This is a genomic window from Mycetocola sp. Y791, from assembly GCF_059445325.1.
The window spans coordinates 387894-404245 of the sequence record NZ_JCAIUC010000004.1; the positions used below are offsets into that span (position 1 = coordinate 387894).

At 65.4% G+C, this 16352-nt stretch carries 18 protein-coding genes; 10 read left to right on the forward strand and 8 right to left on the reverse strand.

Going from position 1 to position 16352, the window contains the following annotated elements; all coding sequences use genetic code 11:
* Positions 1-60 precede the first annotated feature (60 nt).
* Complete coding sequence (locus tag AC1C2N_RS14895) at positions 61-1458, forward strand: AI-2E family transporter (RefSeq protein WP_495434415.1); 1398 nt, start codon at positions 61-63, stop codon at positions 1456-1458.
* Positions 1451-2692, forward strand: coding sequence for a threonine ammonia-lyase (ilvA, locus tag AC1C2N_RS14900; protein WP_495434416.1), 1242 nt, complete (start codon positions 1451-1453; stop codon positions 2690-2692). Before AC1C2N_RS14895 ends, ilvA begins: the two co-directional genes overlap by 8 nt.
* 63 nt (positions 2693-2755) lie before the next feature.
* On the opposite strand, the gene greA is transcribed toward ilvA, so the two are convergent.
* A complete protein-coding gene (gene greA, locus AC1C2N_RS14905) occupies positions 2756-3247 on the reverse strand; it encodes a transcription elongation factor GreA (RefSeq protein ID WP_108391536.1) in 492 nt (163 codons plus the stop codon).
* A gap of 82 nt (positions 3248-3329) precedes the next feature.
* Complete coding sequence (locus tag AC1C2N_RS14910; RefSeq protein ID WP_483404647.1) at positions 3330-3746, reverse strand: DUF4307 domain-containing protein; 417 nt, start codon at positions 3744-3746, stop codon at positions 3330-3332.
* Between the two features lie 118 nt (positions 3747-3864).
* Between AC1C2N_RS14910 and mca the strand changes: the two genes are divergently transcribed.
* Entirely contained in the window at positions 3865-4731 is an 867-nt protein-coding gene (gene mca, locus AC1C2N_RS14915) for a mycothiol conjugate amidase Mca (RefSeq protein ID WP_483404646.1), read from the forward strand.
* A complete protein-coding gene (locus AC1C2N_RS14920; RefSeq protein ID WP_483404645.1) occupies positions 4728-5063 on the forward strand; it encodes a hypothetical protein in 336 nt (111 codons plus the stop codon). The genes mca and AC1C2N_RS14920 overlap by 4 nt, the downstream gene beginning before the upstream one ends.
* On the opposite strand, the gene AC1C2N_RS14925 is transcribed toward AC1C2N_RS14920, so the two are convergent.
* On the reverse strand, positions 5060-6637 hold the full coding sequence (locus AC1C2N_RS14925) for an FAD-dependent monooxygenase (protein ID WP_483404978.1): 1578 nt from the start codon (positions 6635-6637) through the stop codon (positions 5060-5062). The genes AC1C2N_RS14920 and AC1C2N_RS14925 overlap by 4 nt on opposite strands.
* Before the next feature lie 110 nt (positions 6638-6747).
* Between AC1C2N_RS14925 and AC1C2N_RS14930 the strand changes: the two genes are divergently transcribed.
* Positions 6748-7200, forward strand: coding sequence for a nitroreductase family deazaflavin-dependent oxidoreductase (locus AC1C2N_RS14930; protein WP_495434417.1), 453 nt, complete (start codon positions 6748-6750; stop codon positions 7198-7200).
* A gap of 45 nt (positions 7201-7245) precedes the next feature.
* On the opposite strand, the gene trhA is transcribed toward AC1C2N_RS14930, so the two are convergent.
* On the reverse strand, positions 7246-8052 hold the full coding sequence (gene trhA, locus AC1C2N_RS14935; protein ID WP_483404643.1) for a PAQR family membrane homeostasis protein TrhA: 807 nt from the start codon (positions 8050-8052) through the stop codon (positions 7246-7248).
* A 61-nt stretch (positions 8053-8113) separates the two neighbouring features.
* Between trhA and AC1C2N_RS14940 the strand changes: the two genes are divergently transcribed.
* The 5 genes from AC1C2N_RS14940 to AC1C2N_RS14960 all read left to right on the forward strand — a co-directional run bounded on the left by AC1C2N_RS14940 (position 8114) and on the right by AC1C2N_RS14960 (position 13289).
* Positions 8114-8899: an isoprenyl transferase gene (locus AC1C2N_RS14940; RefSeq protein WP_483404642.1), complete on the forward strand. Its 786-nt coding sequence runs from the start codon at positions 8114-8116 to the stop codon at positions 8897-8899.
* Between the two features lie 9 nt (positions 8900-8908).
* Positions 8909-10030, forward strand: a complete 1122-nt coding sequence (locus tag AC1C2N_RS14945; RefSeq protein WP_495434418.1) for an aminotransferase class V-fold PLP-dependent enzyme — start codon at positions 8909-8911, stop codon at positions 10028-10030.
* A gap of 207 nt (positions 10031-10237) precedes the next feature.
* Positions 10238-11611, forward strand: coding sequence for an RNA 5'-3' helicase PhoH2 (gene phoH2 / locus AC1C2N_RS14950; protein WP_483404640.1), 1374 nt, complete (start codon positions 10238-10240; stop codon positions 11609-11611).
* A 63-nt stretch (positions 11612-11674) separates the two neighbouring features.
* A complete protein-coding gene (locus AC1C2N_RS14955; RefSeq protein WP_483404639.1) occupies positions 11675-12262 on the forward strand; it encodes a prepilin peptidase in 588 nt (195 codons plus the stop codon).
* A 43-nt stretch (positions 12263-12305) separates the two neighbouring features.
* Positions 12306-13289 carry an aldo/keto reductase gene (locus AC1C2N_RS14960; protein WP_495434419.1) on the forward strand — a complete coding sequence of 328 codons (984 nt, stop codon included), beginning with the start codon at positions 12306-12308 and terminating at the stop codon, positions 13287-13289.
* A 103-nt stretch (positions 13290-13392) separates the two neighbouring features.
* Here AC1C2N_RS14960 and AC1C2N_RS14965 read toward each other — a convergent pair whose 3' ends face one another.
* Genes AC1C2N_RS14965 through AC1C2N_RS14980 form a run of 4 tightly spaced genes read right to left on the reverse strand, consistent with a single transcriptional unit; the run spans position 13393 to position 16349 of the window.
* Positions 13393-14790 (reverse strand): class II fumarate hydratase, encoded by a 1398-nt coding sequence (locus AC1C2N_RS14965; protein ID WP_483404637.1) that lies wholly within the window; start codon positions 14788-14790, stop codon positions 13393-13395.
* Between the two features lie 25 nt (positions 14791-14815).
* Positions 14816-15469 (reverse strand): carbonic anhydrase, encoded by a 654-nt coding sequence (locus AC1C2N_RS14970; protein WP_483404636.1) that lies wholly within the window; start codon positions 15467-15469, stop codon positions 14816-14818.
* Complete coding sequence (locus tag AC1C2N_RS14975; RefSeq protein ID WP_483404635.1) at positions 15469-16122, reverse strand: DUF4245 domain-containing protein; 654 nt, start codon at positions 16120-16122, stop codon at positions 15469-15471. Before AC1C2N_RS14975 ends, AC1C2N_RS14970 begins: the two co-directional genes overlap by 1 nt.
* On the reverse strand, positions 16119-16349 hold the full coding sequence (locus AC1C2N_RS14980) for an exodeoxyribonuclease VII small subunit (protein ID WP_483404634.1): 231 nt from the start codon (positions 16347-16349) through the stop codon (positions 16119-16121). Before AC1C2N_RS14980 ends, AC1C2N_RS14975 begins: the two co-directional genes overlap by 4 nt.
* Positions 16350-16352 lie beyond the last annotated feature (3 nt).

The following is a 16352-nucleotide window of genomic DNA, read 5'->3' on the forward strand; positions in this document are numbered from 1 at the left end:
GTTAGCGCAGACAGCTGTCGCATTCTCCACACGGAAAGCCGAGCGGCATAGACTGATCCGGTGGCCAGGTCGACGGAGGAATCGTGGTGGGGGCGAGTGTTCTCACGGGTATCCGGAGCGCCCGCGGAGAGCGTCGCCGAGCCGGTGGCCGAGCGCGTTGCGGACTCTGCCGTTAGTCCCGCCGGCGGGCAGGCAACTGCCCCGCAGGACCAAACGTCGCTGGTCCTGACGGACGCGCTCGATACAGACAACACCGACAATAACGACGTCCCTCGCCCGGTCCGGATAGCAGCCGCATGGGCGTGGCGGTTCCTCGTGATCGCTGCGGCCATCGCTGTGGTTGTCCTCGTCGTCATCCAGCTGCGGCTCATCGTCATTCCACTTTTCATCGCGGTCATCGTCGCGGCCCTGCTCAGCCCGCTCATCACCCTCCTCGTTCGCCATCGGTGGCCACGCGGCCTCGCGATCGCGACGGCTATCCTCGGGGCGATAGCCGTTGTCGGCGGGTTGCTCTGGCTGGCCATCTGGCAGATCACGCGAGATTTCAGCGAGGTACGGACCCGCTCTGTCGAGTCGTTCAACGACCTGCGGACCGCGCTCCTTCAGTCTCCGTTCGGCATCACCGAGACCCAGCTCAACGACCTGATCTCGGATGTCACGCGAAGCGTGCAAGAGGACGGCAGCGCCCTGTGGAGTGGGGCGCTTTCGATCGGTACGACACTCGGCCACGGCGTCGCTGGGTTGTTCCTCGCCCTGTTCTGCCTGCTTTTCGTGCTCATCGACGGCGACGGTATCTGGCGGTGGATCGTACGGCTCGGGCCGAAGAAGGCGAGACCAGCGATCGACGGCGCAGGCCGGGCGGGCTGGTCAACCCTCACGAACTACGCACGGACGCAGATCCTCGTCGCATCGATTGACGCTTTCGGAATCGGTCTCGGCGCAGCGATCCTCGGCGTGCCCCTCGCCATTCCCATCGCCGTGCTTGTCTTCCTCGGCTCGTTCGTCCCGATCGTCGGTGCCGTGATCACCGGGACGATTGCCGCGTTCATCGCGCTCGTCTACAACGGCTGGGTGATCGCGCTCATCATGATCGGCGTGGTCCTCCTGGTGCAGCAGCTCGAGGGGCACGTGCTCCAGCCGCTCCTCATGGGCGCCGCTGTCAAGGTCCACCCACTCGGCGTTGTCCTCGTCGTCGCCGCCGGCAGCTTCCTTGCCGGCATCCCCGGTGCCCTTTTCGCGGTTCCGCTTGCCGCCATGATCAACGTGATGACGCGATACATTTCCTCGGGCGCGTGGCGAATCACCCCTGGCACGCCACTGGTCTTCAGTGATGTGCTCTGGCAGACCGTCCCTGCCGCCCGCCGGATACGCAAACCGCGCGCCGGCCGCGTCCCACTCTCTCCAGCCCCTTCGCCGCACAACACGACACATACAGACAAGGTCGACCCGGATGCCTGAAACCTCCCTCGCTGGTCCAACACTCGAACAGCTGGAGGCGGCCAGGCAGCTCGTCAGCCGGGTCGCCGACCAGACACCGATGGAGAGTTCCCGATACCTCGCTGAGTTGCTCGGGGCTCCGGTCTATCTCAAATGCGAGAACCTCCAGAGGACCGGGTCATACAAGATCCGCGGAGCGTATAACCGGATGGCGCAGCTCTCCGATGAGGAGAAGGCCAGGGGAGTGGTCGCTGCTTCCGCGGGCAACCACGCGCAGGGCGTCGCCTTCGCCGCGCGGGAACTCGGGATCGCCGCGACGATCTTCATGCCCGTTGGGGTTCCACTGCCCAAGCTGCAGGCGACCAAAAGCTACGGGGCCGAGGTCGTCCTCCGGGGCCACACCGTCGCTGAACCGCTGCTCGCTGCGGCCGAATACGCCGTCGAAACCGGCGCGGTCTTCATCCCGCCGTACGACCACATCGACGTCATCACCGGGCAGGGCACGCTCGGCCTCGAAATCTACGACGAAACCCCCGACGTGCAGACGGTGATCGTTCCAATCGGCGGAGGTGGCCTCATCTCCGGCGTCGCCGCTGCGGTCAAGCAGCGCGCTGCGGCCGAGGGCAGGACGGTCCGCGTGATCGGAGTGCAGGCAGCGAACGCCTCTGCCTATCCCGCTTCGCTCGAGGCCGGCTACCCCGTCGACGTGGCAATCATGCCGACCATCGCAGACGGCATCGCCGTCGGCAGACCCGGCATCCTCAACTTCGACCTCATCCGCGAACTCGTCGACGAGATCGTGACGGTCAGCGAAGACGACATGGCCAAGGCCCTGCTCGTGCTTCTCGAACGGGCCAAGCTCGTTGTCGAGCCCGCTGGTGCAGCGGGTGTCGCGGCCATCCTCGCCGGAAAGGTGGCACCGGAGGGACCAACTGTCGTGGTGCTCTCCGGCGGCAACATCGACCCGCTGCTGATGCAGAGCGTCATCAGCCACGGCCTCGCGGCATCCGATCGCTACCTGACGCTTCGGATCCCGCTGCCCGACCGTCCTGGCCAGCTGGCGCGCACTTCCGAGCTCGTGGCACAGGCCAATGCGAACGTCATCGAGGTCCTCCACACGCGCCACGGCCACGGCCTGAAGATCGGCGAGGTTGAACTCGAACTCAGTGTCGAGACCAGGGGGCCCGAGCATCGCGACCTCGTCGTGGAGACGCTCCGCGCCGCGGGATACGACCCGCACATCGTCGAGGACTAAAACGAACAACGCGCCCGGCCGACGAATCGGACGGGCGCGTTGTGATGTCGCTGGCGGCTGGATTCAGCCGGTGTAGGTCTCGACCTTGAGGATCGTGACTGAGATTTCCTTACCATTCGGTGCGGCGTACGTGGTCGATTCACCGATCTTCATGCCGAGGATCGCGCTGCCGAGCGGGCTCTGCTCACTGTAGACATCGACATCGGAGTCCGCGGCGATCTCGCGGTTGCCGAGCAGGAAGACCTCTTCGCCGCCGGCGACGGTCGCCGTGATGACGGTTCCTGATTCGACGACACCGTGGCTCGTCGGCGCTTCGGACACCGTGGCGTCGCGCAGCAGCTGGGTCAGGGTGCGGATTCGCGCCTCCTGCTTGCCCTGCTCATCTTTCGCGGCGTGGTAGCCGCCGTTTTCCTTGAGGTCGCCTTCTTCGCGAGCCGATTCGATCTTCTTGGCGATCTCTTCGCGTCCGACCGACGACAGCTCTGCGAGTTCAGCGGCGAGTCGATCGTAAGCTTCCTGTGTCAGGAAGGTGACCTGCGTCGTCTCTGCAGCCATGGGAAACTCCTCACTAAAAACGGACGCCCTGACGTGTGAGTCAGGGCGAATCATTCACCCGCGTTGCGGGTATCAGGAGAGCTTAGGCCAGCCAACAGCGATAAATCAAACCCGTATTCGCCAGCTCCGTGGTTCTCAACCCCTCGGTGAGGGTCCTGGTCCGCATCTCGGACGGCGGCACTTCGATAATCTTCCAGCCGACGACGGCGAAGCGTTCATTGAGGGCCTGGACGGCGCAGTACGTCGTCGATTCGGGCTCGACTGTCAGCTGGAACGTCACCTCGACCGAGGTGTCGGAGACCACCGAGTGTGCAACGTCCCTGGTCTCCATTGAGGAACCCGCCGCGTCGAGGCTTGCCCACGTGACCCAGGCGACGAGGACGACGGCAAATGCCGCAGCGACAGCGATGCCAAGTCTCTTCTCGCGCTGGTGAGTACCGGGTGATCGGCCGTATCGTTCCGCGAGGACGTCGGGCTCTCGTGAACTGTCCGAAACCATCAATCCTCTTCTGCGCAACCGTTTAGTCTGTAGGTACAAGGATATCGTCTCCCGCGTGACAAACGACCGGGCACGGACCTTGCCATTACCCCACCAACTACAAGAAGCAGGCGACACAGTGACTCTCCGGCTCCTGTCGGTCCATGCCCACCCGGACGACGAGTCCAGCAAGGGTGCCGCGACGACCGCGTACTACCGCTCTCGAGGTGTCGACGTTCTCGTCGTCAGCTGCACAGGGGGCGAGCGTGGCGACATCCTCAACGACGCTCTCCCGGATCGCCCACACGCCGAGCGCGACATCGCGGGACTCCGCCGGCGGGAGATGGCCGAGGCCGCACGAATTCTCGATGTCGAGCATCGCTGGCTCGGCTACGTCGACTCGGGAATGCCCAACGACGACGGAAGCCTGCCGGTGAACTCCTTCGCTTCGGTGCCGCTGGAGATCTCGGCCGAGGCCCTCGTGAGGATCGTTCGACGGTTCAAGCCGCACGTCATGGTGACCTACGACGAAAATGGCGGTTACCCGCATCCCGATCACATTCGCAGCCACCAGATCGCCGTCGCGGCTTTCGAGGCTGCGTCTGACGGCGAGGCATACCCCGACGCCGGTGAGCCCTGGCAGGTATCGAAGCTCTATTACGACCAGGTATTCAACTACCAGCGGTTGAAGGCCAACGCAGACACTCTGCTGTCTGAGGACCCCGAGTCGCCACTCGCCGCGCAACTCGAGGAGATGCTGTCGTGGCGGAAAGACAGGCCCGACCGCGCGACGACGCACGTTCCCGCCGGTGATTTCTTCGAGGTGCGCGATGCGGCGCTCCGGGCCCACGCGAGCCAGGTGGCACCGGATTCGAGTTTCTTCTTTTGGTCGAATGACCTGCAGAGGCGTTCCTGGCCGTTTGAAGACTTTGAGCTGGCCCGAAGCACCGTGCCGACCGACGACAACGAGAGCGACCTGTTCGCCGGAATCGAGGACACTGAATGAATGCCGTTCTGAACGTAATGACGGATGCCGCGTGGCGCCTGGCCACGACGCCGTCACCGTCGCCGTCAGGGGTCGACGCGAACGATGTCACCCCGGGCGTGTGGGGGTTTGTGGTCACGTTCCTCATCGCCGGCGCGGTCGTGGCTCTCATCTTCGACATGCAGCGTCGTGTCCGCCGGGTCAACTACAAGGCGGAGATCGACGAAAGGCTGCAGGAAGAACTCGCAGCGCAGTCCGGCCAGCCGACCGTGCCAGGACAGCCGGCGGCACCCCGCCAGCAGGACGGCCCGATGGACCCCGACGACACGACGGGCGATACCGCGCGCCGCTAGGTCAACCGCTGTCCCGCACGGGCGGTCAGTGCGTCGGGGTCGACACCCCAGCTGCGGAGTTTTCTCCGGAACTGCTGTGCCGCGCCAGCGACGTCTCTGACAGCGGCATCCGCCGCCACGAACCCGTCTGGACGAATCAGGTAGAGGCGGCCGGGTTTCAGCGCGGTGGCGCCGACGGTCGAGAAGGTGTGCAGTTCGAGCGGCAGGAGCCGGGCGAATCGCACGAGGGTCCTGGCATCGGCTGGCCCGTAGCTGTGCACCTGCCAGTCGGCAGACCTGAGCACGCCGAAATTCGATCCCGTCCACGGCAGCCGTCTGCCCAGGACGGCATCCCGCCGACCGCTCGCCGCTCGTCGCTCATTGTCGCTCATCCAGTAGTGGATCCTGATCTGGGAAACGTAACCGAACAGTCGCGACGCCACCGGCAGACGCGGCACCACCCGGGCAATGACGGGAACGATACGTCGCGCGCCGACCCTCCGCAGCAGAACAAGTGGGCCGCTGGCACTCGTCACCGCGCCGAAGACACGATCGGTGGTCGCGGTGAGGTGCTTCGCCACCGGGCGGCGCTCGGCCTCGTAGCGCTCGAGGTAACGTTCATCCGCTGTGCCCGACAGCACATCGACGAGCTTGAGTGCGAGGTTGTGCGCGTCCTGGAGTCCGGTGTTCATGCCCTGCGCGCCGACGGGGGAGTGCACGTGCCCCGCGTCGCCGGCCAGGAACACGGCTCCGTCCCTGAACCTGGCTGCCACCCGGTGGTGCACACGGTACGTCGCAAACCATGTCGATGTTCCGTAGTCGACGCTGAAGACGTCTCGCATTTTTGCGCGGGCAGCGACTTCGGTGACGTCGCTCGAGCCGGTCCGGTCTGCGAGCCGGACGGTTCCCAGGAGCCGGTAGTGGCCCCCGGATGCCATCGGAAACGCGAGGAGGAACGCGTCGGTGCCGAATCGAATGCTCACGGTCTGGTTCCGGAGGCCCGTGACGTCGTGGGCGTCTGCAACGTAGAAGATGTGCTCGTTCGTCACCCCGTCGAACGGGATGCCGCGGAGCCTGCGAACGGCGGATGATCCGCCGTCAGCCCCGACGACGTACCGCGCCCGGATCCGGCTGATCCCCGCGGGGCCAGCGACCGTGGCGACGCAGCCACCAGCCGGGTGGTCTGCGAGAGCGGTGAGTTCGGTGAGCCAGTGCACCGATCCGCCGAATCTCCCCAGGCTTTCGACGAGCGCGCGCTCGGTCTTCGACTGCTCGAGCACGAAGATGCCGGGGAATGGGGTGAGGCCTGTGCCCAGTTGGGCGAGCGGGACAGGTGCGTATGACCGGGACTCAAACCCGGGGGCAATGTGTGTCGCTCTGAACGCATCGGCGAGGATCGCTTCCACCACGCCGAGCTGGTCGTAGATCTCCATGGTTCGCGCCTGTACGCCGAGGGCCCGTGACTCGAGCGTAGGTCCCGCCTTGCCATCGAGAGTGACCACACCGACACCGGACTTCTGCAACCAGTTGGCGAGCATCAGCCCGGTCGGACCGGCACCGACGACGAGGACGTCGGTTTCTTCGTGGTTCGACATCTCATCCACGGGACCATGCTAGGCACAACCGGTTGAGGAGTGCACTGCCAGAATCGGTGGCTAAGCTGTGGCGGGGCGCACGAGCGTCCGCGCAGCGCAACGGAGAAAACATGCCGCTCACCGGAGAATATGCACCGTCGACGTCCGAATTCGCCCGCAAACAGGCCGAGGTCTACGAGCAGTCGGGTGGAACAGAGGGCACGATGCTCCACGGGCGACCTGTCGTGATTCTGACCACCGTCGGGGCGCGCTCGGGAAAGCTCCGGAAGACGGCGCTCATGCGGGTGGAGCACGACGGCGACTACGCGGTCGTCGCCTCCCTCGGTGGTGCGCCGAAGCATCCGGTCTGGTACTTCAACATTCTGGCCCAGCCACACGTGGAACTGCAGGACGGTCCGGAGAAGCACGACTACCTGGCCCGCGAGGTCACCGGGGAGGAGAAGCGCGTGTGGTGGGAACGAGCCGTTGAGGCCTTCCCGAACTATGCCGGCTACCAGGAAAAGACCGACAGGGAGATCCCGGTTTTCGTGCTCGAGCGAATGACGGACGACACCGCGTCCTGACCCGGGCCCGCTGCGCCGGGACCCGCTGCGCCGTACCTTCTGGCGTCAGCCGGCGTTGTAGACGGGGTTTACCGCGAGCAGCATGATGCCGGTCCAGTGGCAGAGGAACGCGAGAACCGTGCAGACGTGGAAGATCTCGTGGAAGCCGAAGTGCCCGGGTACCGGGTTCGGCTTCTTGAGGGCATAGACGATCGCGCCGCCCGTGTAGAGGAGTCCACCGACGATGATGAGTGTCATTGTCACCGGGTTCGCCTCGAAGATGTCGACCAGGAACATCACCGCGGCCCAGCCCAGCGCGATGTAGAGCATGACGTACAGCCAGCGGGGCGCGTGGATCCAGAAGACCCGGAACCCGATGCCGACGAGCGCCCCCGACCACACGAGGATCAGGAGAAGGTTGCCTTTCTCGGGCGGAAGCGCGAGTGTCGCAATCGGTGTGTAGCTGCCGGCTATGAGCAGGAAGATGTTCGCGTGGTCCATGCGCTTGAGCAGGATGCGGGCGCGGGGCGACCAGTTGAGCCGGTGATACAGGGCGCTGATGCCGAAGAGCAGGAATGACGTCAACGCAAACACAGCTGTGCTCAGTTTGGCCGGAGTGCCGTGCGCGAGTGTCACGAGCACGATGCCTGCGATGACGGTGATCGGTGTCGTCGCTGCGTGGATCCAGCCGCGCCACGTCGGTTTGACCTCTGCCTCCGTCGGTACCGAGGCATCGATGACCGGGATGTTTGGCAGGTCAGGTCCACGGGCCTCGTCGGCGCTGACCGCGGCATCTGACGCTGTGTGTGGGTGCCGAAGCGCGTCTGCCGTGTCGGAGACACCGTCGGGGCGCGCGGCCTCTTTGTCGGACATAGAACACAGGATACAAGTCAGTGAGATCGGCCCGTGACGCAAAGTGCACTAACGTAACTGTGTGACGAAGAGTGGGACGAAGCCTGGTTCCGGCTTTCTTTACAACCTGTACCAGAAGCGACTGCGCCGCGGTTTGAACGGTGCGGTGCTGCCGCACCACGTGGCGATGATCATCGACGGCAACCGGCGCTGGGCCAGGCAGCTCGGTTACGAGACCGCAGCGCACGGGCACAGGGCCGGCGCGGCGAAGATGCGCGAGTTCCTCGAGTGGTGCGATGACCTCGGGGTCGAGATGGTCACCCTGTACCTGCTGTCGAGCGATAACCTCACGTCGCGGTCGACCGACGAACTGCACGACCTCGTGGAGATCATCGCGGACCTGGCCGAGGAACTCTCGCACTACCGGGACTGGCGGGTCAAGCACGTCGGATCCACCGATGGACTTCCCGAGCCGCTCGTTGCGACCCTGACCGCGGCCGAGGCCCGCACCGCCAAGAAGGGCGGGCTGCACATCAACCTGGCCGTCGGGTACGGGGGCCGCACCGAGATCGTGGATGCCATGCGAAGCATCGTTGAGGCGCATTCCCGCAAGGGCGGCAACCTGGAGACCCTCGCCGAGCTGTTGACTCCCGATTTGATCGGCCAGCACCTGTACACCGGTGGGCAGCCGGATCCCGACCTCGTGATCCGCACGTCGGGGGAGCAGCGGCTCAGCGATTTCATGCTCTGGCAGAGCGCACACAGTGAGTTCTACTTCGTCGAGGCCCTCGGACCGGACCTCCGGGAAGTGGACTTCCTTCGCGCGGTTCGCGACTACTCCCGACGTCAACGCCGGTACGGCGGGTAAGGATCGCACGTGGCGCCCCTCAGTGATTTTCTCGACGGCTTCGACTCGGAACCCGGATACCTCGACTACGCGAGGGTGGGACCGCTCGCTCGCGCCGTGCAGGCCGAACAACGGATCTCGATCGACGCGCTCGCGCGCGCACGGTTCGGCGGTCTCGACGCCTTCGGCGCGCAGGACGAACGCATGCGCAACGCCGTCGCCTCGCTCACCGGATTCGAGCCATCCCACATCGTTGCGCAGCCGAATACCAGCATGGGTCTCATGCACACGATGTTCGGCATGACCGGCGGTGTCCTTGTCTCGCCGGCAGACTTCCCCAGCGTGACTTTCGCCGCGGTTCGCGCGGCCGAATCGATGCACGTCCTCACCCCGACGTGGCTCGAGACCGACGGTGGCCGGGTGACGCCGCACGCAATCAAGGAACAGCTGACGCCGAGCATCACAGCTGTCGCGGTGAGCCTCGTCGACCCGCGTACCGGCTACCTCGCGGATATCGACGGCATCCGCCAGGTGATCGGCGACCGCCTTCTCGTGGTTGATGCCATCCAGGGCTTCACCGTGGTCGACGCGCCGTTCGAGGTTGCCGACGTTGTGGTGTCCGGTGGGCAGAAATGGGCGAGGGCGGGGTGGGGCACCGGCTTCCTCGCGCTCAGCGACAGCGCACTCGAGCACCTCGTTCCCGTGATGAGCGGATACACCGGCACAGACGAAGACCTGCCGTGGGACTCGGTGCCGCCGCCGAGCTCCGGCGCCGGCGCCTACTCGGTGACCAACCCGGATCCGGCCGCGCAGGCGAGGTTCGCCGCTTCTCTCGAGCAGGTGGCATCCGTTGGTGTCTCCGCGATCTCGGATGCCGTGTCGCAGCGGGTCAGCGAGGTGATCGAGATCGCCGACGAGTTCGGGATCGCCATCGCGTCGTCGCGTGCCGAGAACGAACGCGCGGGCATCGTGGTCCTCGACCCTCCCGATGACCAGGTGAGTCTTCTCGTCGCCTCCCTGCACAACCACGGCGTGACGGCGACGGCTCGCCAGAACCGGATCCGGCTGTCGATCCACGCCGGGACGAGCGATGACACCCTCGGAATGCTGCGCGACTCGCTCGTCTCGTATCAAACGGCTGTCGCGTACTGAGCCCGGGGCATCCCGAACTGGGGGAATTGTTTACCTGCCCGCAATCCAGGCTCTGCGTGTCGCGTTGTTCAGGGCAGTCGGGCAGTCGTAACGTCTCAGTTATCAGGTACCGCACCTGATCGAGACGGCCACATAAGTTCGACTCGAAATCCGTTGTGTGGCTGCTCGTCTGAGAAAACCGGACTCGATGTCCGGCTGGGAGTGGCTATGACCGCGACACGAACCTCAGCACCATCACAGCGACAGGAAAGAGAAGACCCCAGCACACGTCCACACGATTCCACCTCACAGACCGAGCGTACCTATGTCCTGGATACCTCGGTTTTGTTGTCTGATCCAAAGGCGTTCTTCCGGTTTGCCGAACACGCCGTCGTCATTCCCGTCGTCGTGATCTCCGAACTCGAGGGAAAGCGGCACGACCCCGAGATCGGGTATTTCGCCAGGCAGGCCCTCCGGATCCTCGACGAACTGCGGATCGAACACGAGCGGCTCGATTTCCCGGTTCCCGTCGGTGAGGGCGGATCGCTCCGGGTGGAACTCAACCACTCGAACCAGGGTGTTCTGCCAAGCGGACTGCAACTCGGCGATAACGACTCGCGGATCCTCGCGGTGGCGCTCAACCTGGCCAATGACGGGCTCGCGGTCACCGTTGTGTCGAAGGATCTCCCGCTCCGGGTGAAGGCCGCCTCCATCGGCCTCAGCGCCGAGGAGTACCTCGCGGAGCAGGCCGTCGACTCCGGTTGGACAGGGATGGCGGACCTCCGGATCTCACCTGAGGCGATGAGCGACCTGTACGAGAAAGAGGTGGGCGAGTCTGCCGCCGTCGAGGGGCTTCCGCTCAACACCGGGCTCGTCATTCACTCCGACCGCGGCTCAGCGCTCGGGAGGGTCGTCGGGAAGCGAGAATTCAAGCTCGTTCGAGGCGACAGGGACGTCTTCGGTCTTCACGGGAGGAGCGCGGAGCAGAGACTCGCCATCGACATGCTCCTCGATCCTGAGGTGGGCATTGTGTCGCTCGGAGGTCGAGCGGGGACGGGGAAGTCTGCTCTCGCCCTCTGTGCGGGCCTTGAGGCTGTGCTCGAGCGTCAGCAGCACCGGAAGATCATGGTGTTCCGTCCGCTGTACGCGGTCGGTGGTCAGGAGCTGGGCTACCTGCCGGGCGACCAGGGCGACAAGATGAGCCCGTGGGGTCAGGCCGTCTTCGACACCCTCGGTTCGGTGGTGTCGCAAAACGTGCTGGACGAGGTGATCGAACGCGACCTCCTCGAGGTCCTGCCGCTCACCCACATCCGTGGCCGGTCGCTGCACGACGCCTATGTGATCGTCGACGAGGCGCAGTCACTTGAGCGCAACGTTCTCCTGACCGTGCTCTCCCGGATCGGACAGAACTCGCGCGTGATCCTGACCCACGATGTTGCTCAGCGCGACAACCTGCGGGTCGGTCGGCACGACGGCGTTGCATCGGTGATCGAGGCGCTCAAGGGTCACGACCTGTTTGCGCACATCACGCTCACGAGGTCAGAGCGCAGCTCCATCGCCGCTCTCGTGACCGAACTCCTGGAGGGAAACGAACTGGCCTGAGCCCCGGCAGCCGGGCTGTGGATAACCCGCAGGGGGATGCCGCAGCCCGGCTAGCGTTGCGCCATGAGTCTGGCCAGGATCCGGAGCCTGCGGTCGCCGGTGCGCGAGTGGGCGGCGCGTGCGCCCGTCGCCGTCCTCCTTGCGCTGCTCACGGTGCTGGCTGTCGGCATCCGCCCGCTCTCTTTCGGTGTGCTGGCGCTCGCCGTCGCCACAGGCGAGCTGGTGCGGATCGATGTCGCTGAGCATCGATTGCCCAACCGGATTGTTCTCCCGCTGTACCCGGTGGTCCTGCTGGCGGTCGCAGCGGAGTGGGCGGCCGGAGGAGCGGGGCCGCTGACCGCACTCGCCTCGGGCGCGGGGGTGTTCGGGTTCCTTCTCCTGCTCTCGATTGCCGGCGGGATGGGGATGGGCGACGTGAAACTCGGTGGCGTCATCGGCCTGTGTCTCGGCGGCCTCGGTGCCGAGTGGGCGGTCGGCGGACTCGTGTGCGCGTTCCTGTTCGGTTCGATCGGCGGGGTCATCGCCCTGATGGCGCCGGGACGGGCCGGACCGCGTGGGCACATGCGACTGGCATTCGGGCCCTTCCTCCTCGCCGGCTTCTGGCTGGCTGTCGTCGCCTTCGGGCTTGTGGCCGAACCGGGCGGCGGGTAGTCAACCCCAGACGTGTTGTTGCCCGTGCACCTAGTCTGGGGGAATGGAACAACGCATTCTCGGACGAACCGGCCGCCCCGTCTCGATCGTCGGCCTCGGTACCTGGCAACTCGGATCCGACTGGGGCGAGGTGTCGGAGGCCGACGCGCTCGCCGTGCTGGACGCCTCCGTTGAGGCGGGAGTGACGTTCTTCGACACCGCCGACGTCTACGGCGACGGCAGGAGCGAGACGGTCATCGGCCGGTTCCTCGCGGCGAACCCCGGCGTCGGCGTCACGGTCGCCACCAAGATGGGCAGGCGCGAGGAACAGGACCCCGCCAGCTTCACGCTGGCGAAGTTCCGCGAGTGGACGGACCGTTCCCGCAAGAACCTCGGTGTCGACCGGCTCGATCTCGTGCAGCTGCACTGCCCGCCGTCGGTTGTTCTCTCGACCGACGCCGTGTACGACGCTCTCGACACGCTCGTCGAGGACGGCGTCATTGCCAACTACGGCGTGAGTGTTGAAACCACCGATGAAGCCCTCACAGCGATTGCTCGCCCCGGGACGGCATCCGTTCAAATCATTTTCAACGCCTTCCGTCTCAAGCCGCTTGACCGCGTTCTTCCGGCGGCTCGCGAGGCCGGTGTGGGCATCATCGCGCGTGTGCCGCTGGCCTCTGGCCTGCTGAGCGGGAGGTACACGGCAGAAACCCAGTTCGCCGAGAGCGACCACCGCAACTACAACCGCGACGGCAGCGCGTTCGATGTTGGCGAGACGTTCTCCGGAGTCGACTTCGCCACCGGCGTGCGCGCAGCGACCGAGCTGTCGGCGTTCGTCCCCGAAGGGTTGACGCCCGCACAGGCGGCAATCGCGTGGGTCACGCAGCAGGACGGTGTTTCGACGGTGATTCCCGGTGCCAGGTCGATTGCCCAGGCGACCTCGAACGCGAAGGCAGGCACGACCGGACCGCTGCCGCAGGAGTACCTCGACGCGGTCCGCTCCATCTACGACGCTGACTTCCGCGCGGCCATCCACGACCGCTGGTAGCGGGCGCGGCCAGCCGCGCATAACAAGCCGCGCACAACGAGCCGCATCAACAGAAAAGCCGGCCGAGAGGGGATCCCTCCGGCCGGCTTTTCTGTTCTCGGAACTAGCCCGGGTGGGTCATCGACAACAGGTCGAGGGCTGAGTCCAGCTGCTCCTCGGTGATGTCTCCACGCTCGACAAAGCCGAGCGCGACGACGGCCTCGCGTACGGTGACGCCCTCGGCGACGGAGTACTTGGCGATCTTCGCGGCCTTTTCGTAGCCGATGATCTTGTTCAGCGGCGTGACGATCGACGGCGACATTCCCGCGAGTTCCGCGGCCCGCTCGATGTTCGCCTCGAGACCGTCGATGGTCTTGTCGGCGAGCACACGGCTCGCGTTGGTGAGGAGCCGAATCGACTCGAGCAGCGCGGTTCCCATCACGGGGATCTGCACGTTGAGCTCGAACGAGCCCGATGCGCCGCTCCACGCGATGGTTGCGTCGTTTCCGATGACCCGCGATGCGACCATGAGCACAGCCTCGGGGATCACCGGGTTGACCTTGCCAGGCATGATCGATGAGCCCGGCTGGAGGTCGGGAATGTTGAGTTCGCCGAGACCGGTGTTGGGGCCCGAGCCCATCCAGCGCAGGTCGTTGCAGATCTTGGTGATGCTCACGGCGATGGTGCGGAGGGCACCGGATGCCTCGACGAGGCCGTCGCGGTTCGCCTGCGCTTCGAAGTGGTCGGCTGCCTCGGTGATCGGCAGTTCGGTGTCATCGACGAGCAACTGGATGACGAGCTGCGGGAAGCCGGCCGGTGTGTTGATTCCCGTGCCGACCGCCGTGCCGCCGAGCGGAACTTCAGCGACCCGGGGGAGCGCGGTACGGATGCGCTCGATGCCGAGCCGGATCTGACGGGCGTACCCGCCGAACTCCTGGCCGAGGGTGACCGGCGTCGCGTCCATGAGGTGCGTGCGGCCGGATTTGACGGCGCTCTTCCACAGCTCGGCCTTCGCTTCGAGGGCAACGGCGAGGTGGTCGAGCGCGGGGATGAGGTCATCGATGAGAGCGCTCGTGACGGCGATGTGTACCGAGGTCGGGAAGACGTCGTTCGACGACTGCGAGCAGTTCACGTGGTCGTTGGGGTGAACCGGCGATCCGAGTCGGGTTGAAGCGAGGCTCGCGAGGACCTCGTTCATGTTCATGTTCGACGAGGTGCCGGAGCCCGTCTGGTAGACGTCGATCGGGAACTGGTCGTCGTGGGTGCCGGCGATGACCTCGTCAGCAGCGCTGCCGATGGCATCCGCGATGGCGGCATCGAGCACGCCGAGTCGCGCGTTTGCTGCCGCAGCCGCCTTCTTGATCCGGGCGAGGGCCGCGATCTGGGTCGACTCCAGTCCGGAGCCAGAGATCGGGAAGTTCTCGACGGCGCGCTGGGTCTGGGCACCGTACAGTGCAGATCGAGGTACGCGAACCTCACCCATCGTGTCGTGTTCGATGCGGTACTCGGTTGTATCTGACACGGTCAGTCTCCTCGTGGTTGTGACGCTACTTTGCGTCGATGTCGGTGGTTGAGATGTTGCCGATGATGATGTCGGGAACGGCAGTGCCCTCGAGCAGTTTGTAATTCGCGCCGACGATGCCGAGAACGCCACTGGCGACCGCGTCACTAATCATCTCAGAGCGCTCGAGCAGCTCGGCAACCGTGTCCCTGAGGTGTTCGCGGCCTACTTCACTCGCGTCGACCTCGGCGGGGTTCACTCCGTTGCCGCCGGTGACGCGCTTGACAGCGGGGACGATCTGGCGGATCAGGTTGTAGATGTGGTGGGGGAGCGGCGGGGCGTCCGACGCGATCGAGTCGATGGCGGCGCGAACGGCACCGCACTCGTCGTGTCCGAGGACAACGATGAGCGGAACACCGAGCACGCCGACGGCGTACTCGATGGAGCCGACGACCGAGTCAGAGATGACCTGTCCGGCGTTGCGCACGACGAAGAGGTCACCGAGGCCCTTGTCGAAGATGATCTCTGCCGCCAGGCGCGAGTCGGAGCAGCCGAAGAGCACGACGTCCGGCGTCTGTGCGTGCGCGAGGGACTCGCGGCGTTCGACGTCCTGGCGCGGATGCAGCGGCTCACCGGCAACGAAGCGCGCGTTGCCGCGCATCATGACTTCCCAGGCTTTCGTAGGTCGCGTTGTGGGCATCAGCGGTCTCCTGACTCGAGGTTGGCGGTGACATCACCGGAGATGGCTTCGGCGACGGCCCGGAACTCAGCGTCCGATCCCGTGCCGAAGATGAGGAAGGTGCTGTCGCCCGCGACGGTGGTCAGTGCGTAATGCACGTTGCCGTATCCGTCGGTGTCGTCGCGGTTGTCGTAAACGGTCCACTCGATGCCAGCGATCGACTCTGTCGAGGACGCGAGGGACTGTTTGAGCTGTTGGGCGACCCAGGTCTCGTTGGCGTCAAAACCCTGGGTGATCCCAATGAACTGGTCTGACGGTGAGATCAGCCCGATATTCCAGCTGCGCACCCCGTCGGTCTTGCCGACGTCAGCGCGGTTCGACGTCCAGGAACCGGGCAGGTCGGGATTTGCGAGCGGCTGGGGATATGAGTTCTGTGCTTCCTCGGCGACCGAGTTGTAGTCGACGCTCTCGTACACGGGAGTGTCGGACCGTGGGACGGCGAGCACAATGACGACGACAAGGCCGACGGTGACGAGAAGCGAATAGACGAGATTGTTGACCGTTTTGGCACCGCGGTACTTGCGGGAGTTCTCCGCCTTGCGTGCTGCGGTTTCCTCAGGGGTTTCGGGTCTGCCGAGTTCGGCGACGACCCGAGGGGGACGCTGGCGGCTCATTCTGAGGGGTGCCCCGAAGTGCTTGCGGCAGCCCGTGCTGCGTCGAGGCGCGCCTTGGCGCCAATCAGCCAGTCTTCGCAGCGCTGGGCGAGAGCTTCGCCGCGCTCCCAGAGGGCGAGGGACTGCTCGAGGGTCGATGAACCCTGTTCGAGTTCGGCGACGACGCGCATCAGTTCGTCGCGCGCCTGCTCATAGCTGAGGCTGGAAACCTCGGGGTTTTCTGGCATGAG

What these genes read in the sequence shown, in the direction of transcription:
- phoH2 (WP_483404640.1), top strand. Translation starts at nt 10,238, where the DNA reads ATGACCGCGACACGAACCTCAGCACCATCACAGCGACAGGAAAGAGAA.
- trhA (WP_483404643.1), bottom strand. Translation starts at nt 8,052, where the DNA reads ATGTCCGACAAAGAGGCCGCGCGCCCCGACGGTGTCTCCGACACGGCA.
- ilvA (WP_495434416.1), top strand. Translation starts at nt 1,451, where the DNA reads ATGCCTGAAACCTCCCTCGCTGGTCCAACACTCGAACAGCTGGAGGCG.
- AC1C2N_RS14970 (WP_483404636.1), bottom strand. Translation starts at nt 15,469, where the DNA reads ATGCCCACAACGCGACCTACGAAAGCCTGGGAAGTCATGATGCGCGGC.
- greA (WP_108391536.1), bottom strand. Translation starts at nt 3,247, where the DNA reads ATGGCTGCAGAGACGACGCAGGTCACCTTCCTGACACAGGAAGCTTAC.
- AC1C2N_RS14960 (WP_495434419.1), top strand. Translation starts at nt 12,306, where the DNA reads ATGGAACAACGCATTCTCGGACGAACCGGCCGCCCCGTCTCGATCGTC.
- AC1C2N_RS14920 (WP_483404645.1), top strand. Translation starts at nt 4,728, where the DNA reads ATGAATGCCGTTCTGAACGTAATGACGGATGCCGCGTGGCGCCTGGCC.
- AC1C2N_RS14910 (WP_483404647.1), bottom strand. Translation starts at nt 3,746, where the DNA reads ATGGTTTCGGACAGTTCACGAGAGCCCGACGTCCTCGCGGAACGATAC.
- AC1C2N_RS14975 (WP_483404635.1), bottom strand. Translation starts at nt 16,122, where the DNA reads ATGAGCCGCCAGCGTCCCCCTCGGGTCGTCGCCGAACTCGGCAGACCC.
- AC1C2N_RS14925 (WP_483404978.1), bottom strand. Translation starts at nt 6,637, where the DNA reads ATGTCGAACCACGAAGAAACCGACGTCCTCGTCGTCGGTGCCGGTCCG.
- AC1C2N_RS14980 (WP_483404634.1), bottom strand. Translation starts at nt 16,349, where the DNA reads ATGCCAGAAAACCCCGAGGTTTCCAGCCTCAGCTATGAGCAGGCGCGC.
- AC1C2N_RS14955 (WP_483404639.1), top strand. Translation starts at nt 11,675, where the DNA reads ATGAGTCTGGCCAGGATCCGGAGCCTGCGGTCGCCGGTGCGCGAGTGG.
- AC1C2N_RS14930 (WP_495434417.1), top strand. Translation starts at nt 6,748, where the DNA reads ATGCCGCTCACCGGAGAATATGCACCGTCGACGTCCGAATTCGCCCGC.